Raw genomic sequence first — 13,303 nt, forward strand, 5'->3', positions numbered from 1 at the left:
ATCGAATTAGCACATGCCATTCGGCAAAGTTCAGGGTAGAGTTTCGTCCATACGAAATTCTCTATGCGTTTCGACCATAACCATAATGACCCACCCCTTTAGCGAACCTGTCGGCGGTAACAGCATGATCGAAGTCACTGAAGTCTCCATTGCTCAATTACGCGCGGCGCTCGAAGCCGGCCAGACCACCGCGGTTGAACTGGTGCAGGCCTATCTGGCCCGGATCGACGCCTATGACGGCCCGAACACCGCCACTGCACTGAATGCCGTGGTCGTACGCAATCCCGAAGCACTGGCAGAGGCCCAGGCGTCCGATGCACGCCGCGCCAAGGGCGAAACCCTCGGCCCGCTCGACGGCATCCCTTACACCGCCAAGGACAGCTATCTGGTCAAGGGGTTGACCGCCGCCTCGGGCAGCCCGGCATTCGCCGATCTGGTGGCACATCGCGACGCCTTCACCATCGAACGCCTGCGTGCCGCCGGAGCGATCTGCCTGGGCAAGACCAATATGCCGCCGATGGCCAATGGCGGCATGCAACGCGGTGTCTATGGCCGTGCCGAAAGTCCGTACAACGCGGCCTACCTGACCGCGCCGTTTGCCTCCGGCTCGTCCAACGGTGCCGGCACCGCCACTGCCGCCAGTTTCTCGGCGTTCGGTCTGGCGGAAGAAACCTGGTCGAGTGGTCGCGGCCCGGCGTCGAACAACGGTTTGTGCGCCTACACGCCGTCACGCGGGGTGATTTCGGTGCGCGGCAACTGGCCGCTGACGCCGACCATGGACGTGGTGGTGCCGTACGCCCGAACCATGGCCGACCTGCTCGAAGTGCTCGACGTGGTGGTCGCGGAAGACCCTGACACCCGTGGCGATCTGTGGCGCCTGCAGCCGTGGGTGCCGATCCCGAGCGTCGACTCGGTGCGCCCGGCCTCCTACGCCGAGTTGGCCGTGAAGTCCGATGCACTGGCCGGCAAACGCCTCGGCGTGCCGAAGATGTACATCAGCGCCGATCCTGAAGCCGGCACCAGCGAAGCCCCAGGCATCGGCGGCCCGACCGGGCAGCGCATCAACACTCGTGCGTCAGTGATCGACCTGTGGAAACAGGCCCGCGCTGCTCTGGAAGCGGCTGGCGCCGAAGTCATCGAAGTAGACTTCCCGCTGGTTTCCAACTGCGAAGGCGATCGTCCGGGCGCACCGACCGTGTTCAATCGCGGCATCGTCTCCAAGGAGTTCCTGCACCACGAACTGTGGGATCTGTCGGCCTGGGCCTTCGATGATTTCCTGCGCGCCAACGGCGATCCGAAGCTCAATCGCCTGGCCGATGTCGACGGGCCGAAGATCTTCCCGCACGACCCGGGCACCCTGCCCAACCGTGAGGGCGACCTGGCCGCCGGCATGGACGAATACGTGCGCATGGCCCAACGCGGCATCACCCCGTGGGACCAGATCCCGACCCTGCCGGACGGCCTGCGCGGTCTGGAAAAGACCCGCAAGCTCGATCTCGAAGACTGGATGGATGCACTGAAACTCGACGCGGTGCTGTTCCCGACCAACGCAGACGTTGGTCCGGCAGATGCCGATATCAATCCGGAATCGGCAGACATCGCCTGGAGCAACGGCATCTGGGTCGCCAACGGCAACCTGGCGATCCGTCACCTCGGCGTTCCGACCGTCACCGTGCCGATGGGCATCATGGCCGACATCGGCATGCCGGTCGGCCTGACCTTCGCCGGTCGTGCCTACGATGACTCGAACCTTTTGCGTCTGGCCTCGGCGTTTGAGGCAACTGGCTCGAAGCGCTTGGTGCCACCGCGCACTCCTGCGCTGACTGCCGGCAAGTAAGCGAACACGGACGGGATTGAGGCCGCAAAAGGTCTCAATCCCCGTCGCGGCTATTCCCCCTCCCTGATTACGACACTTCGCTTTTCCCGAACTATCCATCAGAAATAAGCGATTTTTCTTACAACCAAACTCGCCGCTAGCATGGCCCTGCCTGACCCTAATTCAATAAAAGCCAGGGAGCCAGCCATGCCAACCACCAACATCAACATCGGCGAACCATGGATGTGGGGCGCGTTTATCGTCTTCGTCCTCGCCATGCTTGCGCTGGACCTGTTCGTCTTCGGCGGACGCAAGGCACATCGCGTTTCAGTGCGGGAAGCGTCCTGTTGGGTGATCGCCTGGTGCGCACTGGCCATGGCCTTCGCCGGTTTGCTCTGGTGGTATCTGCACGGTGAGTTCGGCGCCGAGATTGCCCAGCGCAAGACACTGGAATTCCTCACCGGTTATTTGATCGAGCAGTCGCTGTCGATCGACAACATGTTCGTCTTCGTGATGATTTTCAGCTACTTCGCCGTGCCGCCGGAATTGCAACGCAGAGTGCTGCTGTATGGCGTACTCGGGGCGATCGTGATGCGCGCGGCGATGATCTTCGCCGGGGTGTGGCTGGTGTCGCAGTTCGAGTGGCTGCTGTATGCCTTCGGAGTGTTCCTGATCATCACCGGGATCAAGATGCTGATGTTCGCCGAGCAACAACCGGACCTCGATAAAAACCCGTTGCTGCGCTGGGTGCGCGGGCATTTGCGGATCACTCAGGGCTTTCATGGCGAACGCTTTTTCGTGCGGCAGAACGGCGTGCGCTGGGCGACGCCGATGTTCCTGGTGCTGGTGCTGATCGAAGCCAGCGACCTGATGTTCGCGGTCGACAGCATCCCGGCGATCTTCGCGGTCACTACCGATCCGTTCATTGTCTTCACCTCGAACATCTTCGCAATCATGGGACTGCGCGCGCTGTACTTCCTGCTGGCAGACATGGCCGACCGCTTTCATCTATTCAAGTACGGACTGGCGATTGTGCTGGTGTTCATCGGCGGCAAGATGACGCTGATGCCGTGGTTTCACATGCCGGTGGAATGGTCGCTGGCGGTGGTGGGCGGGGTGATTCTGGGGTCGGTGGTGTTGAGTCTGGTGATGAGTAAAAACGCGCCACAAAACCTGTAGGAGTGAGCCTGCTCATAATGCGGTGCGGCATTCAATAAAGGTGTCGGCTGACCCGACGCCTTCGCGAGCAAGCCCGCTCCCACAGGTGATAGTCAGTGGATGGAGGATCCGGGGCTGGCCGAGATCAAAAGGTGGGAGTGGGCTTGCTCACGAAGGGGCCGGCACATTCAGCATCCATGTTGACTGACCCGACGCCTTCGCGAGCAAGCCCGCTCCCACAGGTGATAGTCGGTGGATGGAGGATCGGGGCTGGCCGAGATCAAAGGGTGGGAGTGGGCTTGCTCACGAAGGGGCCGGCACATTCAGCATCCATGTTGACTGACCCGACGCCTTCGCGAGCAAGCCCGCTCCCACCGGTGTTAGTTGGTGGATGGAGGATCCGGGGCTGGCCGAGATCAAAGGGTGGGAGTGGGCTTGCTCACGAAGGGGCCGGCACATTCAGCATCCATGTTGCCTGATCCGGCGCCTTGCGAGCAGGCTCACTCCTCCAGAGGGTGTGCGGCTACTTGTCGGATTTGATGCTGGTCCACACCCGCGTGCGTACGCGCTCGAGTTTTTGCGGCAGTGGCTGGACCACGTACAGGGTTTTCAGCGCCTCGCTGGTTGGCGTCAGGTTCGGGTTGCCGGTGATGTCTTTGTTCACCAGCGGCATCGAGTCCTTGTTCACGTTCGGGTAGCCGAGGAAGTCGCTGATCGGCGCAATGACTTTCGGATCGAGCAAGGTGTTGAGGAATTCATGCGCCTCTTCGACATTCTTCGCGCTCTTCGGAATCGCGAAAGTATCGAACCAGATCGGCGCGCCTTCCTTCGGCAAGCGCCAGTCAACCACCACGCCGTTGCCCGCCTCTTTCGCGCGATTACCGAACTGGTAGAAGCTACCGGAATAGCCGATGGCCACGCAGATGTCGCCATTGGCGATGTCAGTCATGTACTTGGCCGAGTTGAAGTAGGTCACGTACGGACGAATCTTCAGCATCAGGTCCTTGGCCTTTTCATAATCGGCCGGGTTCTGGCTGTTCGGGTCGAGGCCGAGGTAATGCAGGGCCAGCGGGAGGATTTCCGACGGCGAATCGAGCATCGCCACGCCGCAGGATTTGAGCTTCTCCATGTTCTCCGGCTTGAACACCAGATCCCAGCTGTCCACCGGCGCGTTGTCGCCGAGGGCAGCCTTGACCTTGGCCGGGTTGAAACCGATCAGCACCGTGCCGTACATGTAGGGCACGCCATACTGGTTGCCCGGATCGTTGGCGTCGAGCAACTTGAGCAGCGCCGGATCCTGGTGGCTCCAGTTCGGCAGTTTCGACTTGTCGAGTTTCTGGAACACGCCGGCCTTGATCTGGGTGTCAATGAACTGGTTCGACGGCACCACCAGGTCGTAGCCGGAGTTGCCGGTGAGCAACTTGGCCTCCAGCGATTCGTTGGTGTCGAAGGTGTCCCAGGTCACTTTGATGCCGGTCTTCGCAGCGAAATCCTTGGGCACCGACGGCAGGATGTAATCCGCCCAGTTGTAGACCCGCAGCTCGCGCTGTTCGGCGTGTACCGCGCTGGCCAGCAGCGTCAGCCCACACACGGTGGCACCCAGAATGCGTTTCATCGTGACCATGGTTGTTTCCCCGGATTGCGACGTGAGATCGATGGTTTTTATGTTCTGTACACGGCAGCGGCTGTAAAGGTAGCCAAGGGCAAGGAAGGTCCAGCGTTTTGTTGTGGCTTTGATTCTTGCCGACCGCGGGGTCGCGGCACAGTGGGGGATGGGCCAAAAGGGGATCGAAATGGCCAATTTGAATGACCGCACGAATGCACAAGGGCTGAGGAAACATCATTTGTGGCGAGGGAGCTTGCTCCCGCCGGGCCGCGCAGCGGACCTCGCTCTTCGATTTAGAAAAGCAGGGCCTGCTGCGCAGTCCAGCGGGAGCAAGCTCCCTCGCCACAGTTTTACTGATGATCGGTCAGTCGGTATAACTCAACCGCGCCGCCCTGCTCTGCCGGGTCTGCCCGCGTGTGGCGAGGCAGTAATACAACGGCACTGTCACCACCAGACCGAACAGCCACGACAGATCCGCACCGTCCACCAGATTGGCGTACGGCCCGACATACAACGAGGTATTGGCGAACGGCAGCTGCACAATGATCCCGATGAAGTAGGCAATGATCGCGTGCAGATTGAAGCGCCCGTAGATGCCGCCATCCGCGCGGAAAATCGAGGTGATGTCATAGCTGCCGCGCTTGATCAGGTAGAAGTCGATCAGGTTGATCGACGCCCACGGCACCAACACCAGCAGCAACGCCAGAATCAGCCCGATGAACTGCGAAATGAAATTCGCCGAGGCACCCAGCGCCACCACGCAGCAACCTGCCAACACCACGCTCGACAACAGCACACGCACCTTGATGCTCGGCGTCCACTGACTGGCAAAGGTCTGGATCGAGGTGATGATCGACAGCACCGCGCCGTACAGATTCAGCGCGTTGTGGCTGATGATATTGAGCAGAAACAACACCATCAGAATCGGCCCCAGCCACCCGGTGGATTGCTTGACCGCAGCCATCGCTTCGGTGCCTTCAGGCGTTGCCAAAACCGCCACCGCGCCAAAGCTGAACGACAGAATCGTCCCCAGCGTCGCCCCCAGATAAGTGGCCCAGAACGGTTTGGCGATACCGATATCCGCCGGCAGATAACGCGAATAATCGGACACGTACGGCGAGAAGCTGATCTGCCAGATGATCCCCAGCGACACCGTTGCCAGCCAGCCCGACAGGTTGAAACTGCCGCGCGTCAGGAAGTCTGCCGGCAAGTCGTGAGCGAAGATGTAAATGAAACCGGCGAGCAGCGCGCTGCCCATCACCCAAGTGCCGATGCGGTTCAGTGTATGGATGAAGTTGTAGCCGATCACACCAATCGCGGTGGCCGCCAGCGCACCGATCAAAATGCTCAGCGGTGCCGGCACCGACGGTGCGATACCGACAATCGATTTCCCGGCAAGCACGATGTTGGAAATGAAGAAACCGATGTAGATCAGCGCCGCAAAAAACACGATCAGCAGTGCGCCGTAACGCCCGAACTGGCCACGACTCTGGACCATTTGCGGAATGCCCATGCGCGGGCCTTGCGCCGACGCCAGAGCGATCACCACCCCGCCGATCAGGTGCCCCAGCGCAATCGCCAGCAGCCCCCAAAGCAAGTCGAGATGGAACACCTGAACCACCATGGCGCCGGTGACGATGGGCAGTGGCGCGATGTTGGTGCTGAACCATAAGGTGAAAAGGTCGCGGGCCTTCCCGTGGCGTTCCGCGAGTGGGACGTAGTCGACCGTGTGATTCTCGATCAACGGATCTTGCCGGGACATCTGGGACATATGCATGAACTCGAGTTTGTCTGTTCTTATCTTTGTATGAAGCCAAACCGGGGGGACTCTGGGTCGCCCCTCAGATGCAGACCATATTATGGTATTCCAAACATTTCACAAGACTGATCCGTAGTTTACGGCGCTAGCTGATCCGCCATCCTCACTGATACTGCGGCCTTCAGGCCAGCCAGAAGCCCAATAAATGCTGAGTTTCCGACGAAAGCACCACGTTTATCGGTTCAGCCTAAAAGCCCTTGCAAAGAAAAAATACTGGTATACCATCAGACCAACAAATACATAAAATCGCGTCACAACACCCGAGGACCGTCCAATGATCGATGCTGCCATCTACAAACAAGTCATGGGCTCGTTTCCGTCCGGCGTCACTGTCATCACCACGCTGGACGATGACGGCCAGATCGTCGGCCTCACCGCCAGCGCCTTCAGTTCACTGTCGATGGACCCGGCCCTGGTGCTGTTCTGCCCCAACTACAGCTCCGACTCCTACCCTGTGCTGATCAAGAACAAGCGCTTCGCGATCCACGTCCTGTCCGGCGGCCAGCAAAGCGAAGCCTATGCCTTCGCCCGTAAAGGCAAGGACAAGGCGCAGGGCATCGAGTGGACGTTGAGCGAGCTGGGCAACCCGATCCTGGCCAACGCGACGGCTATCATCGAGTGTGAGTTATGGCGCGAATACGAAGGTGGTGACCACGCGATCATGGTCGGCGCGGTGAAGAACCTGATCGTCCCGGAGCAGCACACCGGGCCGCTGGTTTACTGCCACGGCAAGATGGGCGCCCTGCCCGTTCTGGCCTGAGCAAAACTTCAACCCCACACAAATCCACTGTGGGAGGGGGCTTGCTCCCGAAGGCGATGTGTCAGCCACCAGAGATGTCGATTGATCCAGCGCTTTCGGGAGCAAGCCCCTCCCACACAGTTTTGTAGCCTCAACAATAAAAGACCCGAGGAAGCGTCATGAAATTTTCCCTGTTCATCCACATGGAACGCTGGGACGAAAGCGTCAGCCACCGCCAACTGTTCGAAGACCTGACCGAACTGACCCTGATGGCCGAGGCCGGCGGTTTCAGCACCGTGTGGATCGGCGAACACCACGCGATGGAATACACCATCTCGCCAAGCCCGATGCCGCTGCTGGCCTACCTCGCCGCCAAAACCACCACCATCCACCTCGGCGCCGGCACCATCATCGCGCCGTTCTGGCACCCACTGCGGGTCGCTGGTGAATGCGCGCTGCTCGACGTCATCAGCAACGGACGCATGGAAGTCGGCCTGGCGCGTGGCGCCTATCAGGTCGAATTCGATCGCATGGCCGGCGGCATGCCCGCCTCCAGCGGCGGTCAGGCATTGCGCGAAATGGTCCCGGTGGTCCGCGCTTTGTGGCAAGGCGACTACGCCCACGACGGCGACATCTGGAAATTCCCCACGTCCACCAGCGTGCCAAAACCGATCCAAAAGCCGAATCCGCCCATGTGGATCGCCGCCCGCGACCCGGATTCGCACAACTTCGCCGTGGCCAACGGCTGCAACGTGATGGTCACGCCGCTGATGAAAGGCGACGAAGAAGTCGTCGACCTGAAGAACAAATTCCAGACCGCACTGGATAACAACCCGGATGTGCCGCGTCCGCAACTGATGGTGCTGCGTCACACCCACGTGCACTCGGCTGACGACCCAGAAGGCTGGAAAGTTGGCGCCAAGGCGATCTCGCGTTTCTATCGCACCTTCGATGCGTGGTTTGGCAACAAGGAGGTGCCAGTCAACGGCTTCCTCGCTCCGAGCCCGGAAGAGAAATTTGCTGGTCGCCCGGAGTTTGAGCTGGAGAGCCTGCACAAGACAGCGATGATTGGTACGCCGGAGGAGATTATTCCGCGGATCAAGTATTACCAGGAACTTGGGGTGGATGAGTTTAGTTTCTGGTGTGACAACAGTCTGCCGCATGCGGAGAAGAAGAAGTCGTTGGAGTTGTTTATCAGGGATGTGGTGCCGGCGTTTCGTTAAGTCACTGCCGATCGCCAGCCCAAATAAAAGCTCCGAGCAGTTCGGGGCTTTTTATTTTAAATGGGGAAAATGCATATTCGTGCCTGCGAACTCAACCACTTTTAAAGCAACATCACACTCGCGCCAATAAACGGCGTGCACGCTCGGACATTTCAGCGCTATCAACCTTGGCCAGCAATTGCAATTTTTCTCTAGCCTTATCGGTACCAATTTCGTGTAAAGCATAAATGCATTTCACACCTAGAGCATGCTCAGAAGCGATATACGGATAGCAGGTCAGCGCCGTCTTGAATAAATAGTCGACCGCCCCAGGGTATCTGAAAACCTTCAATTCCCTTGCAATATTCTCGTGACTGATATGCCAGTCTTCAACGAGTAAGCGGCATAACACATCCGCACAATCCTGAGTGAAACCGAACACCGCACCGAATATCAGCAAGCATTCCACACTGTCAGCGTCTTTCATCTCAAGGGCAGTTTCCAGTTCAGCACGCAGGTAATCTTCGGGAATATCGCCACCCTTAAATAGAGACTCAAGAAAACAGTCTTTTGAGATCCGATGCGACACCAGATCAATCATCAAGTCCTGCTGTTGTTGATTCATAGCCCGCCTCCGAAAAACCGCTGTCATCGCCAGATTCATTCATATCCAGGGAAAATCAGGCGTAATTTCACAAACAACCCCAGCCGACACAAGAATATTTCTAGCCTGTAAAACCTCCTGCGCCTGACCGCTGAATACCAGAGCATCGCCTTGCTGGAGTGTAATCCTGGACAGTAAATAATTTTGACCTGTCACCTCGGAGACAGCATTCACCTGGACCTGATTCCGATAGTCGCCGCGACAGCGAAGTTCATACCTGCACCTATCCAACTGGATGCCGCGCATATTCGTTGTCACCACCGACCAGTCACACTGATCACAGCGGGCTCCCTGTGTGCTACCTTCTTTGAAGACAATCAAATTGCCTCCACACTGCTCGCACTTCACTCCATAGGATTCATTCATTAGCGGCAACTACAATCAACAATCTCCAGACTTGCTTCTTCGTGTGGACCTGCAGTAACTATGCACCGTGCATCGGCTTGAAGTCTTCAATTATTTTGTTTTTTTGCTTCAATACAGAGGCTACAAAATCGGCGTCAATCTCTAGAAGAAATACGATAGCATCGTAAATCTTCCATCGGTGCAAATCAAAGTGATCGATTATCGAGAGAAGATGGTCTTTTATGAAAGGTAGATATTCTTGATTTCCTGTTCTCCTCGCAAAATCAAGTGCACCAGTGATTTCAAATGGCTGACTACTCGCCAACACAATTATTTTCGAAACAAGTGGAAATACTTCAGCTCTCGCGAGCTCCGCCTGGCCCCGATCGGCCATATTGGCATAATATTGAGTCAGTGCAAAAAGTATATGGCAATAAGTATCGTCATAACCGTGTAATCGATGGCTATACGTCCACTCAATACTCTCAGGCTTTTCCAAGCACTTCTCGAGAGCCATCAAACCTCTTGGGTATCCCCAATTGGTCAAAAGCTTCGCAGCAAGAAACCGTTCATTATCGTCCTGAGTCCGGCAAAGCAACTCCTCCACTGCGTCAACTCGCTCCTGAGGAATATCCTCTGGATCCAGGTCTCCGGCTTCTACAGCATAATCAGCATGTTCCGGGATATCGTTTAAAAGCCTGTATGTTTTTGAGTCCATAAAAGCTCCTTTATGACCTTATCTGGCCGCTCCAGATGCGAACCTTGATTGGATCGTCATCCTGCGAATCAACTTCATTACAGATCAAAAAATAGATCCGCTCCATTCCCGCGCCCTATTGTTTCAGCCAGCTATATTAAACACGGTTTGTCCCTATTTACCCCCTGATCGCAGGGTGTTCCCTGAGTGCTGACCTCTTGAACACAATCACTTTGCCTTTACACTGCTCGCACGCGGTTGGGCAGAACTCCCTGCCTGATGAGGTGCATCATCAGGTGCAGGGCCTTGAGTAGATTTGTGGAGATCCCTCAGGGTCTGTCCCCATTTTTAACATCCACCTTCATAAAAGCAATTGAAACCCGGCCTGATAATTTCAATCACAAAAAAACTTTTCTAACAGTGTCCATATCAGACTGGATGATTTCTAATTCTTTATCATCAACACCGATTTCTATAAGACTCTCAATGCTACACTTTTCGTACGTATCTGCCAAAACCTCCAACATATCAATCGCGTATTGACTTTCCCTTGACAGCCTTAGCCCACGACGAATGCCTTCCATATAAATAGCAGTCTGAAGAACTGCGTTAGCGCCAGGAGCATCCTTTCGCATAAGACGCTCCAATTCATCTTGAGTATACGCAAACGCTTGTTCCGGACGAAAACCAAGCTCATCAATCGCGTAGCTATAGTTCCCTGCAACCATAGTTCCAGCCTGGTTAAACATACTATCGACTCGCATATTCAATTTTCCATTGTAAATACATTCAATTGAATTTTTGGATAGCGATCTGGAACTGGGTGATCACATCCGTACAGCTAGGGCAGACAGCCTTCTCGGAGATCAAGTCTATCCGCCCAACTATACCCTTGTTATCACCGAGCCGTTGCACTACTGCTTCAAGAATCTTGAATTCCGTATCCATATCTCGCATGCATCCTTCAGTTGAGTTTACATATTTGCTCGATGCGACCTGTGGCTTCAAGACCCATGTATCCACATCATTTGGCGGTTTCGGCAAATAGGATCCTTCACGATCATTGTATTTACTGTATGCCTTGAACCCATGGGGTCAGTAGATAGCGAGTCAATCTTTATCTCTGCGAATGCAGCATTCCCTTGCTCCGGAAGTTCCCTGCGTATTTCTTGAAGGGTGTTTATAAGGCCTGAGGGTTAACGGGGACAGACCACATTTTCGGAGTGCTTCTAAACGTGGTCTGTCCCCATTTACCTTCCATCAGCCTTTCATGCGCTCCAAGAACTCGGCCATTGCCTGTGGATCACGCTCCACAAGCTCTTCAATCAAATCTTCCGCTGCCCAATGCAGAATCATGTCCCCTCCCTCCCCATTCTTGCAGAGGATGAGATCACTTGACAAAGAAGAGTCAACTACATTGACCTCTCTATCACTGAGCGCCATCAGGCCACCATAACCATCATAAGGAATGACCCAGTAAAAGCGCTCGCTTTCTATCCAGTAAATACCAAACACCTGCACAGGCTCTTCTCGCCCAATTTCTCGAACAATCATATCCACATCACTCAATAGTCCTTCCGGGGAAATGGGGACGGATTTATTTTCGATTAGATCTGTGAGCTTTACCGCAAAAAAATAAATATGTGAACTTTATCGCAAAGAATAGACATAAGCCCCCTCAAAAATCTTTGCGCGTCATTCGAAATCAGAACGGTCGAATTTTAAATTACTCAACCGTCCATTAACTCAGACACATCAGCCTGCATTATTGAAGATTCTGACTATGCGTTCCGCCAAAGGACTGCCAACCTTATCCATGACAATAAAACATCCTTCAAAAGAGCCACTGGTCAGAGTCAGCTCGTGCCCTTCATATTCAATTCTAACGAGTATCGAATAAGGGCCGGCCTCTCGCTCATATTCTTCGGCGCCTAACACGTATAATACGCGTTCGACAAACGCATCAAAATCATCTTCTCGAAGTCATTGAAGAACAAAAAAAGTTTGGACTGATTGCTCGACTCAGAAATTCTATTCATAAAACTACATCCTAGCTCCATTATTCACGGAGGCCCAAGCAGATTTTGACTTCTCGATGACGCTAGTTCAAACGGAACAGACTACATTTCGGAAAACTTCTACGCTTCAAATGTGATTACCCCATTTCTCCATAGAGACGTAATGATTCAAAAATCCAAATACTGTACTAATCAAGATATTCGTGTTTGAGCAAATGGAATCTCGCCCCCAGAAGCATCTCGACTTGTTCAGAGCGCACGGTCATATTCACGTATAACAAAATCGGATAATCAGAAAATACTGGTTCCGCCGCCTCTTCATCGAGAAGATCAATATTGCTCTTCAACATGTAATTCTCAGATGTTTTATTACCGTAAAGAAAATATACCCCGCCTTGGTACAGACTTTCTCTCTCTTCAAAGCAGATCTTCAAGGCTACTTCGACGTTTGATCTTGCGTCCGAAACACTCAACCCTTTGACACCGTACAGATCGTAAGCAGCCATGTACTCCCTCGGCAACAAAATACTTGAAACACGACTAATAGCAGAAGTCGTCGAACCAAAATAATGAAATTCACTTCCCGGCCCGTTTGGCTAGTTAACCGATTCGCCAAACCAGTCAAACCCCGTCTCTCTAGGTCATTATCCTGCAATGATCCATTACGCGTGCCACCAGCCCCGTAAAATGCGGACAGATTTACGGCGACGCGCGATTTCTATCGTTATTATTCTTACACCCCACCCAGAAGGCTCTTGTATTTTACATACACCGAGTCACAGAAAAGTACATCATCATCCACGTCATACAAGATACGGGAACAAGCTTTCGCAAAACTCAAAAAAACCTTCAAATACATTAATTTCGCGTGTTCAGTATGATCCAGGTTAATCTCAATGATTGTCTGCGGAGTAGCCCCGAGGGCATCCTGCCATTCTTGCTGGTCTTCGGCATCATAAAACTCATCAATAATAACTTTTGAATGCAAGACCAACCAAATATCTGAATCACCCTCACCAACGCCACCGCGAGAAGGTATCCCGGCACTCACGAACCCACCGTGCTCTAGGAGCACGTTTTTAAAATCGACCGTACTCAACTTTTCTGATGATATGATCGCTGCCGACAATGACATAATTAAAGCCCTTCTGTTAGCTCCATAAAAATGAGCCGCACATAATGTGAGACGGACCACACAACAATGCAACAAAGGGGACTAAAAAATTGACAGATTATTTT

At 54.5% G+C, this 13,303-nt stretch carries 12 protein-coding genes and 1 pseudogene; 4 read left to right on the forward strand and 9 right to left on the reverse strand.

What is annotated here, in order from left to right; translation table 11 throughout:
• The first annotated feature begins 124 nt into the window (after nucleotides 1-124).
• Together ACVHNU_RS12705 and ACVHNU_RS12710 are read left to right on the forward strand one after the other, a co-directional pair.
• A complete protein-coding gene (locus ACVHNU_RS12705; RefSeq protein WP_473019889.1) occupies nucleotides 125-1,837 on the forward strand; it encodes an amidase in 1,713 nt (570 codons plus the stop codon).
• A 186-nt stretch (nucleotides 1,838-2,023) separates the two neighbouring features.
• The gene (locus ACVHNU_RS12710; protein ID WP_473019890.1) at nucleotides 2,024-2,995 is read left to right on the forward strand and encodes a TerC family protein; all 972 of its coding nucleotides are present in this window, start codon (nucleotides 2,024-2,026) and stop codon (nucleotides 2,993-2,995) included.
• Between the two features lie 502 nt (nucleotides 2,996-3,497).
• Here the strand turns inward: ACVHNU_RS12710 and ACVHNU_RS12715 are convergent.
• A complete protein-coding gene (locus tag ACVHNU_RS12715) occupies nucleotides 3,498-4,598 on the reverse strand; it encodes a polyamine ABC transporter substrate-binding protein (protein ID WP_003225750.1) in 1,101 nt (366 codons plus the stop codon).
• 346 nt (nucleotides 4,599-4,944) lie between these two features.
• On the reverse strand, nucleotides 4,945-6,351 hold the full coding sequence (locus tag ACVHNU_RS12720; RefSeq protein ID WP_247269026.1) for a purine-cytosine permease family protein: 1,407 nt from the start codon (nucleotides 6,349-6,351) through the stop codon (nucleotides 4,945-4,947).
• A 322-nt stretch (nucleotides 6,352-6,673) separates the two neighbouring features.
• Here ACVHNU_RS12720 and ACVHNU_RS12725 point away from each other — a divergent pair, with 322 nt between their 5' ends.
• Entirely contained in the window at nucleotides 6,674-7,159 is a 486-nt protein-coding gene (locus tag ACVHNU_RS12725; RefSeq protein ID WP_003225754.1) for a flavin reductase family protein, read from the forward strand.
• Nucleotides 7,160-7,317: 158 nt separating this feature from the next.
• The gene (locus ACVHNU_RS12730) at nucleotides 7,318-8,361 is read left to right on the forward strand and encodes an LLM class flavin-dependent oxidoreductase (RefSeq protein WP_027613049.1); all 1,044 of its coding nucleotides are present in this window, start codon (nucleotides 7,318-7,320) and stop codon (nucleotides 8,359-8,361) included.
• A gap of 112 nt (nucleotides 8,362-8,473) precedes the next feature.
• On the opposite strand, the gene ACVHNU_RS12735 is transcribed toward ACVHNU_RS12730, so the two are convergent.
• The 7 genes and pseudogenes from ACVHNU_RS12735 to ACVHNU_RS12765 all read right to left on the reverse strand — a co-directional run bounded on the left by ACVHNU_RS12735 (nucleotide 8,474) and on the right by ACVHNU_RS12765 (nucleotide 13,199).
• Complete coding sequence (locus ACVHNU_RS12735; RefSeq protein WP_473019891.1) at nucleotides 8,474-8,965, reverse strand: hypothetical protein; 492 nt, start codon at nucleotides 8,963-8,965, stop codon at nucleotides 8,474-8,476.
• A gap of 463 nt (nucleotides 8,966-9,428) precedes the next feature.
• The gene (locus tag ACVHNU_RS12740) at nucleotides 9,429-10,067 is read right to left on the reverse strand and encodes a hypothetical protein (RefSeq protein ID WP_473019892.1); all 639 of its coding nucleotides are present in this window, start codon (nucleotides 10,065-10,067) and stop codon (nucleotides 9,429-9,431) included.
• A gap of 377 nt (nucleotides 10,068-10,444) precedes the next feature.
• Nucleotides 10,445-10,810 (reverse strand): hypothetical protein, encoded by a 366-nt coding sequence (locus ACVHNU_RS12745; RefSeq protein ID WP_473019893.1) that lies wholly within the window; start codon nucleotides 10,808-10,810, stop codon nucleotides 10,445-10,447.
• Nucleotides 10,811-10,835: 25 nt separating this feature from the next.
• A pseudogene (locus ACVHNU_RS12750) lies at nucleotides 10,836-11,120 on the reverse strand (deaminase domain-containing protein); the annotation flags it as partial.
• 186 nt (nucleotides 11,121-11,306) lie between these two features.
• Nucleotides 11,307-11,606 (reverse strand): hypothetical protein, encoded by a 300-nt coding sequence (locus tag ACVHNU_RS12755; RefSeq protein WP_473020068.1) that lies wholly within the window; start codon nucleotides 11,604-11,606, stop codon nucleotides 11,307-11,309.
• Nucleotides 11,607-12,252: 646 nt separating this feature from the next.
• A complete protein-coding gene (locus ACVHNU_RS12760) occupies nucleotides 12,253-12,570 on the reverse strand; it encodes a hypothetical protein (protein WP_473019894.1) in 318 nt (105 codons plus the stop codon).
• A 227-nt stretch (nucleotides 12,571-12,797) separates the two neighbouring features.
• Nucleotides 12,798-13,199, reverse strand: coding sequence for a hypothetical protein (locus ACVHNU_RS12765; RefSeq protein ID WP_473019895.1), 402 nt, complete (start codon nucleotides 13,197-13,199; stop codon nucleotides 12,798-12,800).
• Nucleotides 13,200-13,303 lie beyond the last annotated feature (104 nt).

It is taken from the genome of Pseudomonas sp. Ors-4-3C (assembly GCF_055755035.1).

What these genes read in the sequence shown, in the direction of transcription:
- ACVHNU_RS12760 (WP_473019894.1), bottom strand. Translation starts at nt 12,570, where the DNA reads ATGGCTGCTTACGATCTGTACGGTGTCAAAGGGTTGAGTGTTTCGGAC.
- ACVHNU_RS12740 (WP_473019892.1), bottom strand. Translation starts at nt 10,067, where the DNA reads ATGGACTCAAAAACATACAGGCTTTTAAACGATATCCCGGAACATGCT.
- ACVHNU_RS12730 (WP_027613049.1), top strand. Translation starts at nt 7,318, where the DNA reads ATGAAATTTTCCCTGTTCATCCACATGGAACGCTGGGACGAAAGCGTC.
- ACVHNU_RS12745 (WP_473019893.1), bottom strand. Translation starts at nt 10,810, where the DNA reads ATGCGAGTCGATAGTATGTTTAACCAGGCTGGAACTATGGTTGCAGGG.
- ACVHNU_RS12715 (WP_003225750.1), bottom strand. Translation starts at nt 4,598, where the DNA reads ATGGTCACGATGAAACGCATTCTGGGTGCCACCGTGTGTGGGCTGACG.
- ACVHNU_RS12725 (WP_003225754.1), top strand. Translation starts at nt 6,674, where the DNA reads ATGATCGATGCTGCCATCTACAAACAAGTCATGGGCTCGTTTCCGTCC.
- ACVHNU_RS12735 (WP_473019891.1), bottom strand. Translation starts at nt 8,965, where the DNA reads ATGAATCAACAACAGCAGGACTTGATGATTGATCTGGTGTCGCATCGG.
- ACVHNU_RS12765 (WP_473019895.1), bottom strand. Translation starts at nt 13,199, where the DNA reads ATGTCATTGTCGGCAGCGATCATATCATCAGAAAAGTTGAGTACGGTC.
- ACVHNU_RS12705 (WP_473019889.1), top strand. Translation starts at nt 125, where the DNA reads ATGATCGAAGTCACTGAAGTCTCCATTGCTCAATTACGCGCGGCGCTC.
- ACVHNU_RS12710 (WP_473019890.1), top strand. Translation starts at nt 2,024, where the DNA reads ATGCCAACCACCAACATCAACATCGGCGAACCATGGATGTGGGGCGCG.
- ACVHNU_RS12720 (WP_247269026.1), bottom strand. Translation starts at nt 6,351, where the DNA reads ATGTCCCAGATGTCCCGGCAAGATCCGTTGATCGAGAATCACACGGTC.